Source organism: Micromonospora sp. KC207 (assembly GCF_004348615.1).
Lineage (GTDB): Bacteria > Actinomycetota > Actinomycetes > Mycobacteriales > Micromonosporaceae > Micromonospora.
The window spans coordinates 1-15357 of sequence record NZ_SMKJ01000022.1 but is presented as its reverse complement, the minus strand read 5'-3'; the positions used below and the strand labels follow the sequence as shown (position 1 = coordinate 15357).

Genomic DNA, 15357 nt, shown 5'->3' with positions numbered 1-15357 from the left:
ATGCGGTGCTGCACCCACCGTCGACCGTACCTGGCCGGACGGCCTCGTCCCTCCCGCCGCTGGCCACCCCGACTCCCCCGGACGGATCATTCAGCGCCGATCGTCGCCGTGCCAGGGTGTGAGGCGGGCCCGCGAGGAGGCGATGACCATGCGCGCGACGCGACGACGAGGCGTGTGGCCCAAACGAGGCGGGCGGACGCTCGGCCGGCTGGCGCTGACGGCGGCGCTCGCGGCGGCCGGGGTGCTGGCCGGGGTCACCCCGGCGCAGGCGGTCGCCACCCGGACCGTGGCCTTCTGGAGCATGGACGAGCCGGCGGGCGCCACCGTGCTCACCGACAGCAGCGGCAACGGCCGGCACGGCAGCGTCGGCGCCGAGGTGGCGACCGGGACGCGCTACGACGGCGCCACCGCCCACCGCTTCGCCTACCACAACCCCGTCGACAGAAAGTACGTGCCGGGGCACGTCGACCTGGTGCCGGCGAGCAACGACCTCAATCCCGAGGGCGGGGACTTCTCGTTCTCGATCCGGTACCGGACCACGCACTCCTTCGGCAACATCATGCAGAAGGGGCAGGGCGGAACGGCCGGCGGCTACTGGAAGTTCGAGGCCCCCGCCGGCAAGCCCCGGTGCATGTTCCGCGGCGGCGACGGGTCGACGCGCACCGGCTACACGGGCACGTCGATCGCCGACGGGCGGTGGCACACGGTGACCTGCAACCGCACCGCCACGTACGTCGAGATGTACGTCGACGGCGTCCGAACCAGCCGGCTCACCGGCCCCACCGGGACCATCGCCAACAACTGGCAGTTCTCCGTCGGCGGCAAGAGCTCCTGCGACGGGGTGGACGTCACCTGCGACTACTTCGCCGGGGACATCGACTGGATCCGGCTGGTCAAGGGCTCCGGCGGCACCGCCAACACCCCGCCGACGGCCGACCTCGCGGCGTCCTGCTCCGGGCTGGTGTGCACGTACTCGGCGGCCGGCTCCACCGACGGCGACGGTGCGGTCCAGGACCACGCCTGGGACTTCGGCGACGGCGCGAGCGCCGACACCGCCAGCGTCCCCACCACGACCCACACGTACGCGCAGGCCGGCACCTACCGGGTCGCGGTCACCGTCACCGACGACCGGGGCGCCACCGGCACCGCCACCCGGGACGTCACCGTCGCGCCCCTGCCCGAGCTGATCTCGTACGTCGGGCAGGCCACCGGCAACGCGAACGTCACCACCCACTCCGTCGCCGTGCCCGCCGGCGTCCAGCCGGGAGACACCCTGCTGCTGTTCCTCAGCCAGAACACCCACGCCGCCACCGGCGAGCCGACCGGGGTGACCGGCTGGACGCGGCTGGACCGCCTCGACGGGGGCAACGCCACCACCACGGCCTGGTGGAAGGTCGCCGCGGACGGCGACGCCGGGACGACCCTACGGGTCACCCTCGGCGCGCAGTCGAAGGGGAACCTCGTCGTCGCCGCGTACCGGGGCACCGATCCGGCTGCCCCGGTGGCCGCCCACGCCCGCGCCACCGACCCGGCCAGCTCCGCCGTCCGGGTCACCCCGAACGCCCCGGTGACCTCCGCGCGTGGCTGGGGCGTGTCGTACTGGCTGCACGGCGACTCGACGTCGACCGCGCTGACGCCGCCGCCCGGGGTGCAGGTGCGCAGCAACAGCTCGCAGACCGGCGGCGGCCGGGTCACCGGGCTGCTCGCCGACTCGGGCGGCTCGGTGCCGACCGGCGCGTACGGCGGATTGAGCGCGACCGCTGCGGCGGCCAGCACCACCACGACCACCTGGACGGTCGTGCTCCGCCCGCGCTGACGCGGTGCGGGCCGGCGGCAGGTGCCGCCGGCCCCGGTGTCGTGGTCAGGCGGTGCGGGCCACGCCGACCGGGCAGCTCAGCCCGTTCGGCCCGTGGTTGCAGTACCCGTTCGGGTTCTTCGTCGGCGCCAGGTACTGCTGGTGATAGTCCTCGGCGAAGTAGTAGTCGCCGAGGCGGTCGATCTCCGTGGTGATCTCACCCTTGCCGGCCCGCGCCACGATCGGCGCGAACGCGTCCCGGGACGCGGTGGCGGTGGCGAGCTGCTCGTCGGTGCTGGCGTAGATCGCCGACCGGTACTGGGTGCCCACGTCGTTGCCCTGGCGCATGCCCTGGGTCGGGTCGTGGTTCTCCCAGAAGACCTTCAGCAGGTCCTCGTAGCTGATCACCGTGGGGTCGTAGACGACCTGGACCACCTCGGTGTGCCCGGTCATGCCCGAGCAGACCTCCTCGTACGTCGGGTTCGGGGTGATCCCGCCCGCGTAACCGACGGAGGTGGTGAGCACGCCGGGCAGGGTCCAGAACAGCCGCTCGGCACCCCAGAAACAGCCCATCCCGAAGACGGCGACCTGCGCGCCCGCCGGGAACGGCCCCTTCAGCGAGGAGCCGAGAACCTCGTGGCGGTCGCCGATCGGCATCGCGATCGGGCGGCCGGGCAGGGCCCGGTCGGGGGTGGGCAGTTCGGCGGACATGCGGCGAAGGAACACGGTGGAACTCCTCTCGTACCTCTCCCCGCGTGCAACGCCGCCGGGCCCCGGTTCCTTACCCGCCCCGACGTCGGTTACCCGGGTCGGGCCGGAAGGGCGTCAGGCCAGCGCCGCCGCCACCCGTTCGGCGTACGACCGGGCCTCGGCGTCGTCGGCGTAGCGGGTGCGGGGCCAGAAGAACCCGCGCAGGCCGTCGCCCTTCGTTCTCGGCACCACGTGGGTGTGCAGGTGCGGCACCGACTGGGACACCTTGTTGTTCACCGCCACGAACGTGCCGCCGGCCCCCAGGCCCGTCTCGACGGCCACGGAGAGCCGCTGGACCAGCCCGAAGTAGCCGGGCAGGTCGCCCGCCGGCAGGTCGGCCAGGGCGACCAGGTGGGCACGCGGCACCACCAGCACGTGCCCCCGGAACACCGGCCGGGTGTCGAGGAACGCCACCCCCTGCGGGGTGTCGGCGACCCGGAACGCCGGAACGTGGCCGGCCACGATCGCGCAGAACACGCACCCACCCATCCGTCGCAGGGTAGTCCCGCTAACGTCTCGGTAATGAACCACGGCTTCGAGACGCTCGCGATCCACGCCGGCCAGGACCCGGAGGCCCGCACCGGCGCGGTGATCCCACCGATCTACCAGACCAGCACCTACGCCCAGGACGCCGTCGGCGCTCCCCGGCAGGGCTACGAGTACAGCCGATCCGGCAATCCCACCCGCGACGCGCTCCAGGAGTGCCTCGCCGCGCTGGAGGGCGGCCCCGTCGGGCTGGCCTTCGCCAGCGGGCTGGCCGCCGAGGACACCCTGCTGCGTGCCGTCTGCAAGCCGGGCGACCATGTGGTGATCCCGGACGACGCTTACGGCGGCACGTACCGGCTGTTCGCTAAGGTCGCGCAGCGGTGGGGGCTGGCGTACACGCCGGCGAAGGTCTCCGACGCCGACGCCGTGCGGGCCGCGATCCGCCCCGGTGTCACGCGGATCGTGTGGCTGGAGACGCCGACGAACCCGCTGCTCGGCATCGCCGACATCGCCGCCCTGGCCGCCGTGGCCCACGACGCCGGCGCGCTGCTGGTGGTGGACAACACCTTCGCCTCGCCGTACCTGCAACAGCCGATCGCGCACGGCGCGGACGTGGTGGTGCACTCCACCACCAAGTACGTCGGCGGGCACTCCGACGTCGTCGGCGGCGCGCTGGTCACCGCCGACCGGGGCCTCGGCGAGGAGCTGCGCTACCACCAGAACGCGATGGGCGCGGTCAACGGCCCGTTCGACGCCTGGCTGACCCTGCGCGGCATCAAGACCCTCGGCGTACGGATGGACCGGCACTGCGACAACGCCGAGCGGATCGCCACGTACCTGGACGGGCACCCCAGGGTCGGCCAGGTGATCTACCCGGGCCTGCCGTCGCACCCCGGACACGAGGTCGCCGCCAAGCAGATGCGCCGCTTCGGGGGCATGATCTCCTTCCGGGCGGCCGGCGGGGAGGAGCACGCCGTGCAGATCTGCAACCGGGCCAAGCTGTTCGTGCTCGCCGAGTCCCTCGGCGGGGTGGAATCCCTGATCGAGCACCCGGGCCGGATGACACACGCAAGTGCCGCCGGCTCGCCGCTTGAAGTTCCCGGCGATCTCGTGCGACTGTCTGTCGGCATCGAGACGGTCGACGACCTGCTCGCCGATCTGGAGCAGGCGCTGGGCTGACCGCTGGCGGGGGAGGGTGGCCGTGCAGGACATCATGCCGACCTGGGTGGGGGCGACCGCGAAACAGATCGCCCGCGGCGTACGCCGGGGTGACGTCTCCGCCACCCAGGTCGTGGCCGATCACCTCGACCACATCGCCCGGGCCGACGCCGACCTCGCCGCGTTCCGCACGGTGCGCGGCGGGGAGGCGATCACCGAGGCGGAGAAGGTCGACGAGCAGGAGGACCTGGCCAACCTGCCGCTGGCCGGGGTGCCGGTCGCGGTCAAGGAGAACACGGCCGTCGCCGGCCTGCCCACCTGGCACGGCTCGGCGGCGGTGCGCACCGCCGTCGCCGAGGCCGACCACGAGGTGGTCCGGCGGCTGCGCGGCGCGGGCGCCGTGATCCTCGGGGTGACCCGGATGCCCGAGCTGGGCCTGTGGGCGCTCACCGACGACGCGAGCGCGGTCACCCGCAACCCGTGGGACCCCCGGCGCACCCCCGGCGGCTCGTCCGGCGGCGCGGCGGCGGCGGTGGCCGCCGGGCTGGTGCCCATGGCGCACGGCAACGACGGCCTCGGCTCGATCCGCATCCCGGCGGCGTGCTGCGGGCTGGTCGGGCTCAAGCCGGGCCGGGGTGTGGTGCCGCGCCAGCTCGGCGCCGACGACTGGTTCGGCCTCACCGAGCACGGCATGCTGACGTCCACGGTCGCCGACGCGGCCGTCGGCTTCCAGGTGCTCGCCGGCCGCCCGCAGGAGAAGCTGGTGCCGCCGCAGCGGCTGCGGGTCGGCGTCTCGCTGCGTTCCCCGGTGCGCGGCGTCGCGCCGGACGCGCCGAACCGGGACGCGGTCGCCGCCGCCGGCCGGCTGCTCGCCGCCGCCGGTCACGACACCATCCCCGCCGACCCGGTCTACCCGACCCGCCTCGGCCTGGCCGGCCTCGCCACCTGGTTCGCCGCTGCCGCCGCCGACGTGCGGGCCGCCGGGCTCGACCCGCGCGGCCTCCAGCGGCGCAGCCGCCGACACGTCGCGCTGGGCGAGTGGGCGCAGCGCCGGGGGTACGTGCGCGAGTCCGACCGGGCCGCCTGGCGCGAGCGGTCCATCGGCTTCTTCGCCGACCACTCGGTCGACCTGCTGCTCACCCCGGCCCTGGCGGGGCCGCCACCGGAAGCCGCCGGCTGGTCCGACCGGTCCTGGTCGGCGAACATGAGGGCCAGCATCCGGTACGCCCCGTACGCCGCCCCGTGGAACATCGCCGGCCTGCCCGCGATCGTGGTGCCCGTGGGTCGCCGCCCCGACGGGCTGCCGGTGGCGGTGCAACTCGTCGGCCCGCCCGGCTCGGAGCTGCTGCTGCTCGGTGTCGCCGGCCAGTTCGAGATGCAGGCCCCCTGGGCCCGGCACGCCCCCGGCTACCCCCGGGTCGGCACGGGGTCACCGGCCTCCACCTGACCGACCAGCGCGGCGTTGTCAACCCGTAGCCGCAGGTAGCGGCCAGTGTCGCCGCCGGTGGCGGGACCGGTGGGTGGCACGATCGGGGTATGACGGAACTGATCGGCCTCGCCGAGGTACGCGCCGCGCGGGAACTGCTCGCCGGCGTCACCCGCACCACCCCGCTGGAGCCCTCCCGCCCGCTGAGCGCCGCGCTCGGCGGGCCGGTCTGGCTCAAGTGCGAGAACGTGCAGCGCGCCGGCTCGTACAAGGTGCGCGGGGCGTACGTGCGGATCTCCCGGCTGTCGGCGGCGGAGCGCGACCGGGGGGTGGTGGCCGCGAGCGCCGGCAACCACGCCCAGGGGGTGGCGCTGGCGGCCGGGCTGGTCGGCACGCACGCCACCGTGTTCATGCCGGTGAACGCGCCGCTGCCGAAGGTCGCCGCCACCAAGGGGTACGGCGCGCAGGTCGAGTTGGCTGGCAGCACCGTCGACGAGTCGCTGGTGGCGGCGCAGTCCTTCGCCGAGCGGACCGGGGCGGTCCTCATCCATCCGTTCGACCATCCGGACGTGATCGCCGGGCAGGGCACCGTGGCGCTGGAGATCCTGGAACAGTGCCCGGACGTGAAGACGATCGTCGCCGGGGTCGGCGGGGGCGGCCTGATCTCCGGCATAGCGGTGGCGGCGAAGGCGCTGCGGCCCGACGTGCGGCTGGTCGGGGTGCAGGCGGCGGGCGCGGCGGCGTACCCGCCCTCGCTGGCGGCCGGCGAGCCGGTGCGGCTGTCGGCGTTCAGCACCATCGCCGACGGCATCGCGGTGGGCCGCCCGGGGGAGATCACCTTCAGCCACGTCCGCAAGCTCGTCGACGAGATCGTCACGGTCACCGAGGAGGACATCTCCCGGGCGCTGCTGATGCTGCTGGAGCGGGGCAAGCAGGTGGTCGAGCCGGCCGGCGCGGTGGGGGTGGCGGCGCTGCTGGCCGGTGCGGTGCGGGTCGAGACGCCGGTGGTGGCCGTGCTCTCCGGCGGCAACATCGACCCGCTGCTGATGCTGCGGGTGATCGAGCACGGGCTCGCGGCAGCCGGGCGCTACCTGCGGGTGACCGTGCGCTGCTCGGACCGCCCGGGTCAGCTCGCCTCGCTGCTCAGCGAGATCGCCGAGCACCGGGCGAACGTGGTCGACGTGGAGCACCAGCGGGCCAATCCGCACCTGCGGCTCGGCGAGGTGGAGGTGGCGCTGTCGGTGGAGACCCGCGGCGTCGAGCACTCCGACACGCTGATCAGCGCCCTGCGCGCCAGCGGCTACCAGGTGGTCTTCGCCGCCGACCGCTGAGGCGTGAGGAAGGGCCCCTCGTCAACACGTTCCGTCGTACAGGGGGCACCTGCCGACACGTTGGGGTCGGGCCGGCGGCCGGCCCGACGGGTCAGCCGGTGAACGGCTCGAACCTGACCACCGTCACCTTGATGTCCGCGCCGCTCGGCGCGGTGTAGGTCACGGTCTGCCCGGGCCGGGTGCCCAGGATCGACTTGCCCAGCGCCGACTCGGGGCTGTAGACGGTCAGCTCCGTAGTGGAGGAGATCTCCCGCGAACCGAGCAGGAAGGTTTCGGTGTCGTCGGTGTCGTCGTCGAAGTAGATCGTGACGACCATGCCGGGGGAGACCGTGTCGGCGCTCGGCGCCTCGCCGACCTTGGCGGTGCGGAGCAGCTCCTTCAAGTAGAGAATCCGCCCCTCCTGCTTGCCCTGCTCCTCGCGGGCGGCGTGGTAGCCACCGTTCTCCCTGAGGTCGCCCTCCTCGCGCCGCGCGTTGATCTCGGCCGCGATAGCCGGCCGGTTGGCGATCAGCTCGTCGAGCTCAGCCTGGAGGCGGTCGTGAGCGTCCTGGGACAGCCAGGTGGCGGGCGCCTCGTTTCCGTTGTTGGACACAGGCGATCTCCTCGGTTGTGCGGACTGGCTGACGGGTGAACCACCAAGTTACCAGTGTGGTGCCCGTCCGGGTGCATACGATCACCGCAGGTGCTGGCGACGGGACCTGCGGTGCGCGTGACGGGATGGTGTCTCAGCAGCTCAGCCGGCTGGGCGGCAGCGCACCACCTCACCGATGAAAGGCCGGGCGGTGGTGGCCAGCCGGTGCCGGGCGGCGGCCTGGGACCCGCCCGGCCGGGCGGTCACGGTCACCTCCTCGCGGGCCACCTCGGCCCCGTCGTGCGAGCGGGCCCGCAGCACACAGGTCGCCGAACCGCCCGCCGGCACCGTCACCCGGAAGTCGACCACCACCTGAGAGTCGGTGATGTCCGTGTACGTGATCACCTGGGCGTCGTAGTCGGGGTCGCCGTACTTGCCGTACATGCTGAACGCGGCCAGCCCGAGCGCCACCACCGCAGCGGCGGCGAGCAGCGCGACCAGTGCCGGCGGGCGCCGCGCCGGCTCGCGACGCCGGCCGTAGCGGCCCGGCGGGAACGCGGGCGCGCCGGAGGTGAGTGTGGCGTGCGTCTCGGTCACCGGCGGCTTTCTCCTGGCATTGTTGTCGGCCCCATCGGCAAGAATGGCAGAGTCCAATCTTCCCAGCCCGGCGTTGGCTTGTGGACAAGTCCCTCAGTCACCTTCGCTGAGGTAAGGATGACAGGTCGGCGGGCGACGCCGGCAGGCAGCGCCGGTGGGCACAGACGAGGAGCGCCGCAAGTGGCAGAGCAGCTGCGTCTCATGGCCGTCCACGCGCACCCCGACGACGAGTCGAGCAAGGGTGCCGCGACCATGGCCAAGTACGTCGCCGAGGGGGTCGACGTGCTGGTCGTGACATGTACCGGCGGTGAGCGCGGCAGCGTGCTCAACCCGAAGATGGACCGCCCGGACGTGTGGGCCAACATCGCCGAGATCCGCCGCGCGGAGATGGACGCCGCCCGCGCCATTCTCGGCGTCGAGCAGGCATGGCTGGGCTTCGTCGACTCCGGGCTGCCCGAGGGCGACCCGCTGCCGCCACTGCCCGAGGGGTGTTTCGCCCTCCAGGACGTCGAGGTCGCCGCCGGCCCGCTGGTCCGGTTGATCCGGCAGTTCCGCCCGCACGTGATCACCACGTACGACGAGGAGGGCGGCTACCCGCACCCCGACCACATCATGACCCACAAGATCAGCGTCGCCGCGTTCGACGCCGCCGGTGACCCGGAGCGGTACCCCGACCTCGGCGAGCCCTGGCAGCCGCTCAAGCTCTACTACGACGTGGGCTTCTCCAAGGGCAAGATCCTGGCGCTGCACGAGGGCATGCTCGCCGCCGGCCTCGCCTCGCCGTACGAGGAGTGGCTCAAGCGCTGGGACGACCGTCCCGACAAGGGCCCCAGGATCACCACCCGCGTCGAGTGCGCGGACTACTTCCCGGTCCGGGACGACGCGCTGCGCGCCCACGCCACCCAGATCGACCCGGACGGCTTCTGGTTCCATGTGCCGATGGAGCTCCAGCGGCAGGCCTGGCCGACGGAGGACTTCCAGCTCGCCCGCTCGGTGGTGGACAGCCCGCTGCCCGAGTCCGACCTCTTCGCCGGGGTCCGCGAGACGGCCCGTGCCTGCTGATCCGGCCGTGCCCGCTGGTCCGACGCCGGGCTACCCTGGGGTCCTGCCACGATCCGGAGGAACGCCATGCTGACCGCTGCCCAGGTGCTCGCGCAGAACAACTTCGGTGACACCCGCACGGGTGGCCTGGCCGGTCCGATGGGCCTCTTCCTCATCGTGCTGCTGGCCACCGCCACCGTGCTCCTCATTCGCAACATGAACTCCCGGCTGCGTCGGCTCCCCGACCACTTCCCCGCGCCCGGCGAGCGCGCCGTTCCGGGCGGGGCGGGGGTAGCCGACGCGGGCCGGGCGGAGGCCACAGTCGTCGATCCGACAGACGGGACCTTGGGGCAGGACTCACGATCGACCACGCCCAAGGGCCCTGAGCAGCATGGGAACGGGTAATCGGGGCGTGATTCACGCCGAAGCCGGTCGTCGCCCCCTGTTGCGCTCCCCGGCTTTGGCTTAGCCTTCCGCCGGGGGGCCAAAAGTCCCCAGGCCGCGCGCGGGAGGGGGGCACCGATGACCGGGTCAGCGACGGCTGCCCGTTGTGCGGTGCGGCGACCGGCGGACGGGGGAGGTCGGTGACCTCCGTGGAGGCCGGCGATCCGCTCGATCGGTCAGCGTCGCGTGGCACTCCGCACCGAGTCCTCGTGCTGACCGTCGCCGTGGCGCTGACCGCGCTCGTGGCCGCCGTGATCGGCCTCACCCTCCCCACCCACCTGCCGCCCGACGACCCGCTCCCGGCGCTCGCCCGGTTCGGCATCGGCGTCGCCGTCGTCGCGGTCGCCCAGTTGGCCCGGCTGCGGTTCCGCACCGCCTCCGGAATGGTCAGCACCACCTGGGGCGAGGCGGCCCTCGTCGTGTGCCTGCACCTGGTCCCCGCCGGGTGGCTTCCGGCCGCCACGCTGGTCGGCGCCGGGGCGGCCTGGGCGCTGCTCTCCCTGGCCGCCGACCGCCAGCCGCCGCTGGAGACCGTCCGCATCGCGGCCTCGCTGAGCGCCGCCACCGCCCTCGCCGTCGCGGTCACCACCGCCCTCGGCACCCCCCTGCTCGCGACCCCCACTCCGGAGCTGGCGCTGGCGCTGGCCGCCGGCTCGGTGACGTACCTGCTCGCCACCGCCTGGCTGGGTGGGATCGCCGTCGCGCTGCGGCACGGCGTGCCGATGCGCCCGCCGCTGCTCGCCGCGCTCCGCGGGAAGCTGCTCATGTTCGTCGGGAACGTGGCCGTCGGCCTGTCCGCCGTGGCGCTGCTGGAACTCGACACCCGCTGGCTGTTGGCGCTCCCGCCCGTGCTCTGGCTGCTCCAGCAGACCTACCGGCACCGGCTCCAGGCCGATCAGGAGCGGCGCACCTGGCGGGCCTTCGCCGAGGCCACCGCCGCGCTCAACCAGCTCGACGAGCGGGGCGTCGCCACCGCGGCGGTCACCGGCGCGCTGACCCTCTTCGGCGCCGAGGCGGTCGACGTGGACGTGGCGCGGGGCGACGGCCGGTGGCGGCGCTACCGGGGCGACAGCGGTGGCCAGTTGATCGACCGGGAGACCGAGCCGCCCAGCGGTTCCGCCGCCGGCCCGCACGAGCTGGTCCGGCCGCTGGCCGTCGGGTCCACCCGGGTCGGGGAGCTGCGCGTCCGTTTCTCCCGCTCGGCACCACCCAACGCCCGCGAGCAGGACGCCGTGGCCGCGTTCTCCGACGCCCTCGCCGCCGCCCTGCACGACGCCGCCACCCACCGCGAGCTGCGCCTGGTCACCGCCCGTTCCTCGTACGAGGCGGTGCACGACCCGCTGACCGGCCTGCTCAACCGGGCCGCCATGCTCGGCAAGGGCGACCAGGCGCTGCGGCAACGCGCGCACGACCACCCCGTCGCCCTGCTGCTGCTCGACATCGACCAGTTCAAGGAGGTCAACGACACCCTCGGCCACGCCGCCGGCGACCAGCTACTGCGGCTGACCGCCAACCGGCTCGGCGCGCTGACCCGCTCCGGGGACCTGCTCGGCCGCCTCGGCGGCGACGAGTTCGCCCTGCTGCTGACGTCGGTCCCGGTGATCGGTGGCCGGACCGCCCCCATGGCGTACGCGCTGCGCCAGGCCCGGGAGATCGCCGAGCGGCTCGCCGCGCCCACCGAGGTCGCCGGGGTACGGATGTCCGTCGAGGTCTCCGTCGGGGTGGTGGTGGCCGACGCCGGCACCGCCGACCTGACGGAGCTGCTGCGCCGGGCCGACATCGCGATGTACCAGGCGAAGGAGGGCGGCGGCAACGTCGCCGCGTACGACAGCTCCAAGGACGCCGCGAGCACCGACCAGCTCGCGTTGCTCGCGGAGCTGCGGGAGGCCCTCGCCGCCGACGACCAGCTCGTGCTGGCCCTTCAGCCGGCGGTGGACCTCGCCACCGGTGCGCCGACCGGGGTGGAGGCGCTGATTCGCTGGCGGCACCCGCGCCGGGGCTGGCTCGGCCCCGGCGACTTCATCCGCCCGGTGGAGAACAGCGAACAGCTCGGCACCTTCACCCGGTACGTGCTGGACAAGGCACTCACCGTGGCCGCCGAGTGGGCCCGTGCGGGCCTGGACGTGCCGATCTCGGTGAACCTCTCCGCCCGCAGCCTGCTCGACCCCCGGCTGCCGGCCGAGATCGGCGAGGCGCTGCGCCGCCACCAGGTGCCCCCGCACCGGCTGGTGCTGGAGATCACCGAGACGGTGGTGATGAGCGAGCTGGAGGTCATCGACGAGGTGCTGGCCACCCTGCGGTCGATGGGCGTGCAGCTCGCCGTGGACGACTTCGGCACCGGTTTCTCGTCGCTGGCGTTCGTCACCCGGATCGCCGTGGACGAACTGAAGGTCGACCGGTCGTTCGTGATCCGGATGGCGGACTCGCCGGAGGCTGCGGCGATCGTCCGGGCGACCGTCGGGCTCGCCCACGAGTTGGGCCTGCGGGTGGTCGCCGAGGGCGTGGAGACCGCCGAGCAACGGCTCGCCCTGGCGGAGCTGGGCTGCACGTCCGCCCAGGGATACCACTTCTTCAAGCCGATGCCGGCCGACAAGATCGGCGCGGTGCTCGGGTCGCTGCTGGACACGTCCAGGGCCAACGTCGTACCGCTGCGAGCCGACGGCGCTTCCTGACCAGGACGGCGACCAGCCCCGGGCTCAGCGGGCGCGGGGCTGGTCGACCGGTCAGCCGCGCGAAAGGACGTCGTCCACGACGCCCGGCAGCGCCGCCCAGTCCGCCGAGGCGATGCTCGCGTGCCTACGCGCCAGCTCCGCCACCCGGGCCGCCGCCGCGTCGGGGTCGGTGTCGCCCACCGCCGGGGGGACGTTCTGCGCGCCGGTCATCACCAGCAGGTAGTGGTTGGTGTCGTACCAGGCGGTGTTGATGCCGCCGGTGACGTACGCCGACGCGTCGCCGTCGAAGACCACGAACCACGGGCGCAGGGCGGCGTCGGCGTACCGGGTGCGGGGGTCGCCGGCCTGGGCGCGGTGCACGGCCGGGAACGCCTGCGCCGAGCCAAGCGTGCCGGCGGCGGCGAGCGCGGCGAGGTGCTGGGCGTACTCGATGTCGGTCCACAGCTTGTCGGTGGGGTTGCCCTCCTCGACGGTGCCGGGGATCAGGTGCACGATCACCTGGCCGGTGAGCTGCTGGCGGGTGGGCCAGCTGTCGGCGCGGGCGGCGGCGTCCAAAGTGGCGTACCCGCCCTTGAGGTCGGCGGGGCTGAACACGGCCGACCCGAGCCGGGCGGCGAGCAGCGCGTCGAGCTGCGCCGGCCCCTGCCCGGTGCGGGCGCTGAAGCCGGTCTTCAGCTCCAGCTTCAGGTGCAGCGGGCCGGCGTCGGAATGGGCGGCCAGCCAGATCCGGATGTCGTCGAGGCAGTGTTCGAGGTTCTTGTTGCGGGTGCCGGTGTAGAGCTGGCTGGCGCTGGTCGCGGCGACGCAGTTGTTGTTGTTGCCGAGTGGGTTGGAGTGGCTGACCCGCCACTGGTTGGCGACGACGTCGGGCCAGACGTCGAGCTCGATCATCCCGGGCCGGGCGTCGAGGGCCTGGGCCAGGTAGGTGTACGTCTCCTTGTCGTACGCGTTGTGGGTGCCGACGGCGGTGGTCGCCGAGACGCGGGCCCCCGGGTCGACGGCGGCCCCGGCGGGGTCGGCGGCGGCCAGCGCCGCGACCACCGCGACGCAGGTGAGCGCGGACAGGGGACGGGATCGGCGCATGCGTGCCTCCTCGGACGGGCCGGCGACCGTCGCCGGGCATGCACCGATATAAATACGTGAACGTGAATGGCGGAAAACCTGCGGGCAGCCGGCGTGAATCTACTGTCGACCGTTGCCCGGGCGCAGCAGTGCCGGGTACAGCATCGTGGCGTCGCCGCGCCGGTACAGCGCCGCCGGGCGGCCGGTGGGTGGGTTGCGCCGCTGGCCGGTGGGCACCACGAAGCCGTTCACCCCGGTGACCTTGCGATGGAAGTTGCGCGGGTCGAGGCGTACCTGCCAGACGGCCTCGTAGACCGCGCGTAGCTCGCCGATGCTGAACGTCTCGCCGCAGAACGCCGTCGCCAACGGGGAGTACTCCAGCTTGCCGCGGGCCCGTTCGAGCGCGTCGCCGAGGATGGTGTCGTGGTCGAAGGCGAGCCAGCCGTGGCCCAGCCGCTCGTGGTCGACCGACTCCCACCGGGCCCGGGCCGCGTCGGTGCCGGCCACCGGCACCGGCAGGTCCGGCGCGATGGCCAGGTACGCGACCGAGGCGACCGGCCCACGCGGGTCCCGCCCCGGCGTGGCGTACGCGCGGACCTGCTCCAGGTGCAGCGTGCGGCCCTCCAGGCCGGTCTCCTCGGACAGTTCCCGCACGGCGGTGTCGTCCAGGTCCTCGCCGGCCCGGACGAACCCGCCCGGAAGCGCGGCCCGGCCCTCGAAGGGCGGCTTGCCGCGCTCGATCAGCAGGACCGCCAGCTGGCCGTCACGAATCGTGAGAATCGCCAGGTCGAGGGCGATCCGGAAGGCGGTCGGCTGGTCGGACACAACGGAAGGGTAACGGCCCGCACGAGCGTCGACGGGCGTCGCCGATCAGGTGAGACTTCGATCATCCCGACCCCGGCCCTCAGCCCAGATCCGATCGAACTCCCGGGCGAAGTGTCGGTACCAGACCGGATCCCGGTCGGCACGCAACGTCACCATCGCCTCTCGCCCGTCGGGGCGGTGCGAGTAGATGTCGATCGAGATCCGCCCCACCGGTTCCTCCGGGTCGACCATCACCATGCCGAAGGCGGGAACGAAGGTCAGCAGCCGGACCTCCAACCGCCCGGTTCCGGCTGTCTGGGCCGCCAGGTAGTCCAGCAGGTCGATGGTGGGTTGAATCCGGTGTTCGAACACCTCGCCCCCGCCCACGGCGTTCAGCCCGTTGCGGCGGGCTGCCTCCTCGGGCGCCGGGCCGGCCGGGTCGATGAGCGCGACCCGCACCGTCGCGCCCGCCACGAGCTGCTGGCGTAGCTCGTCCAGGTGGCTGCGGATCGTCCGGCTCAGGGTCACCCCGACCAGCCGGATGTCCCGCGCCCCGGCCAGCCCCACCGCCGCGCCCGGCACGGCGGCGTTGAGGAGCCGGTCCACCGAGCCGACCCCCTCGGTCCGCAGGCTGTCGACCACCGTCCGCAGGCTGTTCTCGATGGCGTGTAGCCGCCGCCGCCCGGTCAGCAGGTCGAAGGTGATCACGCCGAGGACGGCGAGGGTGGCGGCCGAGACCACGTCCGGACTGGTCACGTTGAGCAGGCCGAGCGCGCCGACGACCAGCGCCGTCCCGGAGAGGAGGTACGCCTCCAACTCCCGGCCGGTGAGCCGGCGCAGCAGGCCCGCCGCCCGGGAGCCGGCCGGGCGCGGGTCGTCAACGCGGTTCACCGGGGGTTCTCGGCCAGTCGCAGGTACGGCAGGAGCCGCTCCACGGCCAGCGCGGCGTGCCGGGCCGCGAGCCGGTGGTCGGCGTGCCCCTTGTGCCGGTCGGCCCGGCCTGAGACGCCTCGGACGGTCATCCAGCCACGCAGCTCGTGGTCGCTGTCGATCTCCTCGTAGAACGCCTGGGCCACCCCGACCGCCTCGCTCTCCACGGCGAGGGTCTTCTCGTGCACCTCGGCCAGCCAGGGCCGGACGTCCGAGCTGAAGCGCCGGCGTAGCTGCTGGTAGCTGCGGGCCGCGGAGTGGGTGCCCGGTTCGAGGGCCTGGGTGGCGAC

15 protein-coding genes are annotated in these 15357 nt (G+C 73.6%); 7 read left to right on the top strand and 8 right to left on the bottom strand.

The genetic code is table 11. From position 1 onward, the window contains the following. Positions 1-148: 148 nt before the first annotated feature. Positions 149-1816 (top strand): PKD domain-containing protein, encoded by a 1668-nt coding sequence (locus E1258_RS04850; RefSeq protein WP_132397200.1) that lies wholly within the window; start codon positions 149-151, stop codon positions 1814-1816. 45 nt (positions 1817-1861) lie between these two features. Here E1258_RS04850 and msrA read toward each other — a convergent pair whose 3' ends face one another. Both msrA and E1258_RS04840 read right to left on the bottom strand, forming a co-directional pair. Beyond that, the gene (msrA, locus tag E1258_RS04845) at positions 1862-2521 is read right to left on the bottom strand and encodes a peptide-methionine (S)-S-oxide reductase MsrA (protein WP_007074691.1); all 660 of its coding nucleotides are present in this window, start codon (positions 2519-2521) and stop codon (positions 1862-1864) included. Positions 2522-2620: 99 nt separating this feature from the next. Further along, entirely contained in the window at positions 2621-3034 is a 414-nt protein-coding gene (locus tag E1258_RS04840) for an HIT family protein (RefSeq protein WP_132397198.1), read from the bottom strand. A 33-nt stretch (positions 3035-3067) separates the two neighbouring features. On the opposite strand from E1258_RS04840, the gene E1258_RS04835 reads away from it, so the two are divergent. The 3 genes from E1258_RS04835 (at position 3068) to ilvA (ending at position 6946) form a co-directional block, all read left to right on the top strand. After that, positions 3068-4210, top strand: a complete 1143-nt coding sequence (locus E1258_RS04835; RefSeq protein ID WP_132397196.1) for a cystathionine gamma-synthase — start codon at positions 3068-3070, stop codon at positions 4208-4210. A gap of 16 nt (positions 4211-4226) precedes the next feature. After that, positions 4227-5636, top strand: a complete 1410-nt coding sequence (locus tag E1258_RS04830; RefSeq protein WP_132397194.1) for an amidase — start codon at positions 4227-4229, stop codon at positions 5634-5636. Positions 5637-5725: 89 nt separating this feature from the next. Next, positions 5726-6946 (top strand): threonine ammonia-lyase, encoded by a 1221-nt coding sequence (ilvA, locus tag E1258_RS04825; protein ID WP_132397192.1) that lies wholly within the window; start codon positions 5726-5728, stop codon positions 6944-6946. 91 nt (positions 6947-7037) lie between these two features. On the opposite strand, the gene greA is transcribed toward ilvA, so the two are convergent. Together greA and E1258_RS04815 are read right to left on the bottom strand one after the other, a co-directional pair. Next, positions 7038-7538 (bottom strand): transcription elongation factor GreA, encoded by a 501-nt coding sequence (gene greA / locus E1258_RS04820; protein WP_132397190.1) that lies wholly within the window; start codon positions 7536-7538, stop codon positions 7038-7040. Between the two features lie 141 nt (positions 7539-7679). After that, positions 7680-8114 carry a DUF4307 domain-containing protein gene (locus E1258_RS04815; protein WP_132397188.1) on the bottom strand — a complete coding sequence of 145 codons (435 nt, stop codon included), beginning with the start codon at positions 8112-8114 and terminating at the stop codon, positions 7680-7682. 180 nt (positions 8115-8294) lie between these two features. On the opposite strand from E1258_RS04815, the gene mca reads away from it, so the two are divergent. The 3 genes from mca (at position 8295) to E1258_RS04800 (ending at position 12271) form a co-directional block, all read left to right on the top strand. Continuing rightward, entirely contained in the window at positions 8295-9176 is an 882-nt protein-coding gene (gene mca, locus E1258_RS04810; RefSeq protein WP_007074698.1) for a mycothiol conjugate amidase Mca, read from the top strand. Positions 9177-9242: 66 nt separating this feature from the next. Then, positions 9243-9560 (top strand): hypothetical protein, encoded by a 318-nt coding sequence (locus E1258_RS04805; protein ID WP_007074699.1) that lies wholly within the window; start codon positions 9243-9245, stop codon positions 9558-9560. A gap of 263 nt (positions 9561-9823) precedes the next feature. Next, the gene (locus E1258_RS04800; protein WP_371688569.1) at positions 9824-12271 is read left to right on the top strand and encodes a putative bifunctional diguanylate cyclase/phosphodiesterase; all 2448 of its coding nucleotides are present in this window, start codon (positions 9824-9826) and stop codon (positions 12269-12271) included. A 51-nt stretch (positions 12272-12322) separates the two neighbouring features. Here E1258_RS04800 and E1258_RS04795 read toward each other — a convergent pair whose 3' ends face one another. The 4 genes from E1258_RS04795 to E1258_RS33070 all read right to left on the bottom strand — a co-directional run. Continuing rightward, entirely contained in the window at positions 12323-13354 is a 1032-nt protein-coding gene (locus E1258_RS04795) for a phosphatidylinositol-specific phospholipase C domain-containing protein (RefSeq protein ID WP_132397186.1), read from the bottom strand. Between the two features lie 99 nt (positions 13355-13453). After that, a complete protein-coding gene (locus tag E1258_RS04790; protein WP_132397184.1) occupies positions 13454-14158 on the bottom strand; it encodes an NUDIX domain-containing protein in 705 nt (234 codons plus the stop codon). Positions 14159-14203: 45 nt separating this feature from the next. After that, positions 14204-15028 carry a hypothetical protein gene (locus tag E1258_RS04785; RefSeq protein ID WP_132397182.1) on the bottom strand — a complete coding sequence of 275 codons (825 nt, stop codon included), beginning with the start codon at positions 15026-15028 and terminating at the stop codon, positions 14204-14206. Next, on the bottom strand, positions 15025-15357 hold a 333-nt coding region (locus tag E1258_RS33070; RefSeq protein WP_207919404.1), incomplete at its 5' end, for a hypothetical protein. The genes E1258_RS33070 and E1258_RS04785, both read right to left, overlap by 4 nt.

Coding starts and splice junctions, on each gene's coding strand:
- E1258_RS04850 (WP_132397200.1), top strand. CDS start 149: ATGCGCGCGACGCGACGACGAGGCGTGTGGCCCAAACGAGGCGGGCGG.
- E1258_RS04840 (WP_132397198.1), bottom strand. CDS start 3,034: ATGGGTGGGTGCGTGTTCTGCGCGATCGTGGCCGGCCACGTTCCGGCG.
- E1258_RS04835 (WP_132397196.1), top strand. CDS start 3,068: ATGAACCACGGCTTCGAGACGCTCGCGATCCACGCCGGCCAGGACCCG.
- ilvA (WP_132397192.1), top strand. CDS start 5,726: ATGACGGAACTGATCGGCCTCGCCGAGGTACGCGCCGCGCGGGAACTG.
- E1258_RS04805 (WP_007074699.1), top strand. CDS start 9,243: ATGCTGACCGCTGCCCAGGTGCTCGCGCAGAACAACTTCGGTGACACC.
- E1258_RS04795 (WP_132397186.1), bottom strand. CDS start 13,354: ATGCGCCGATCCCGTCCCCTGTCCGCGCTCACCTGCGTCGCGGTGGTC.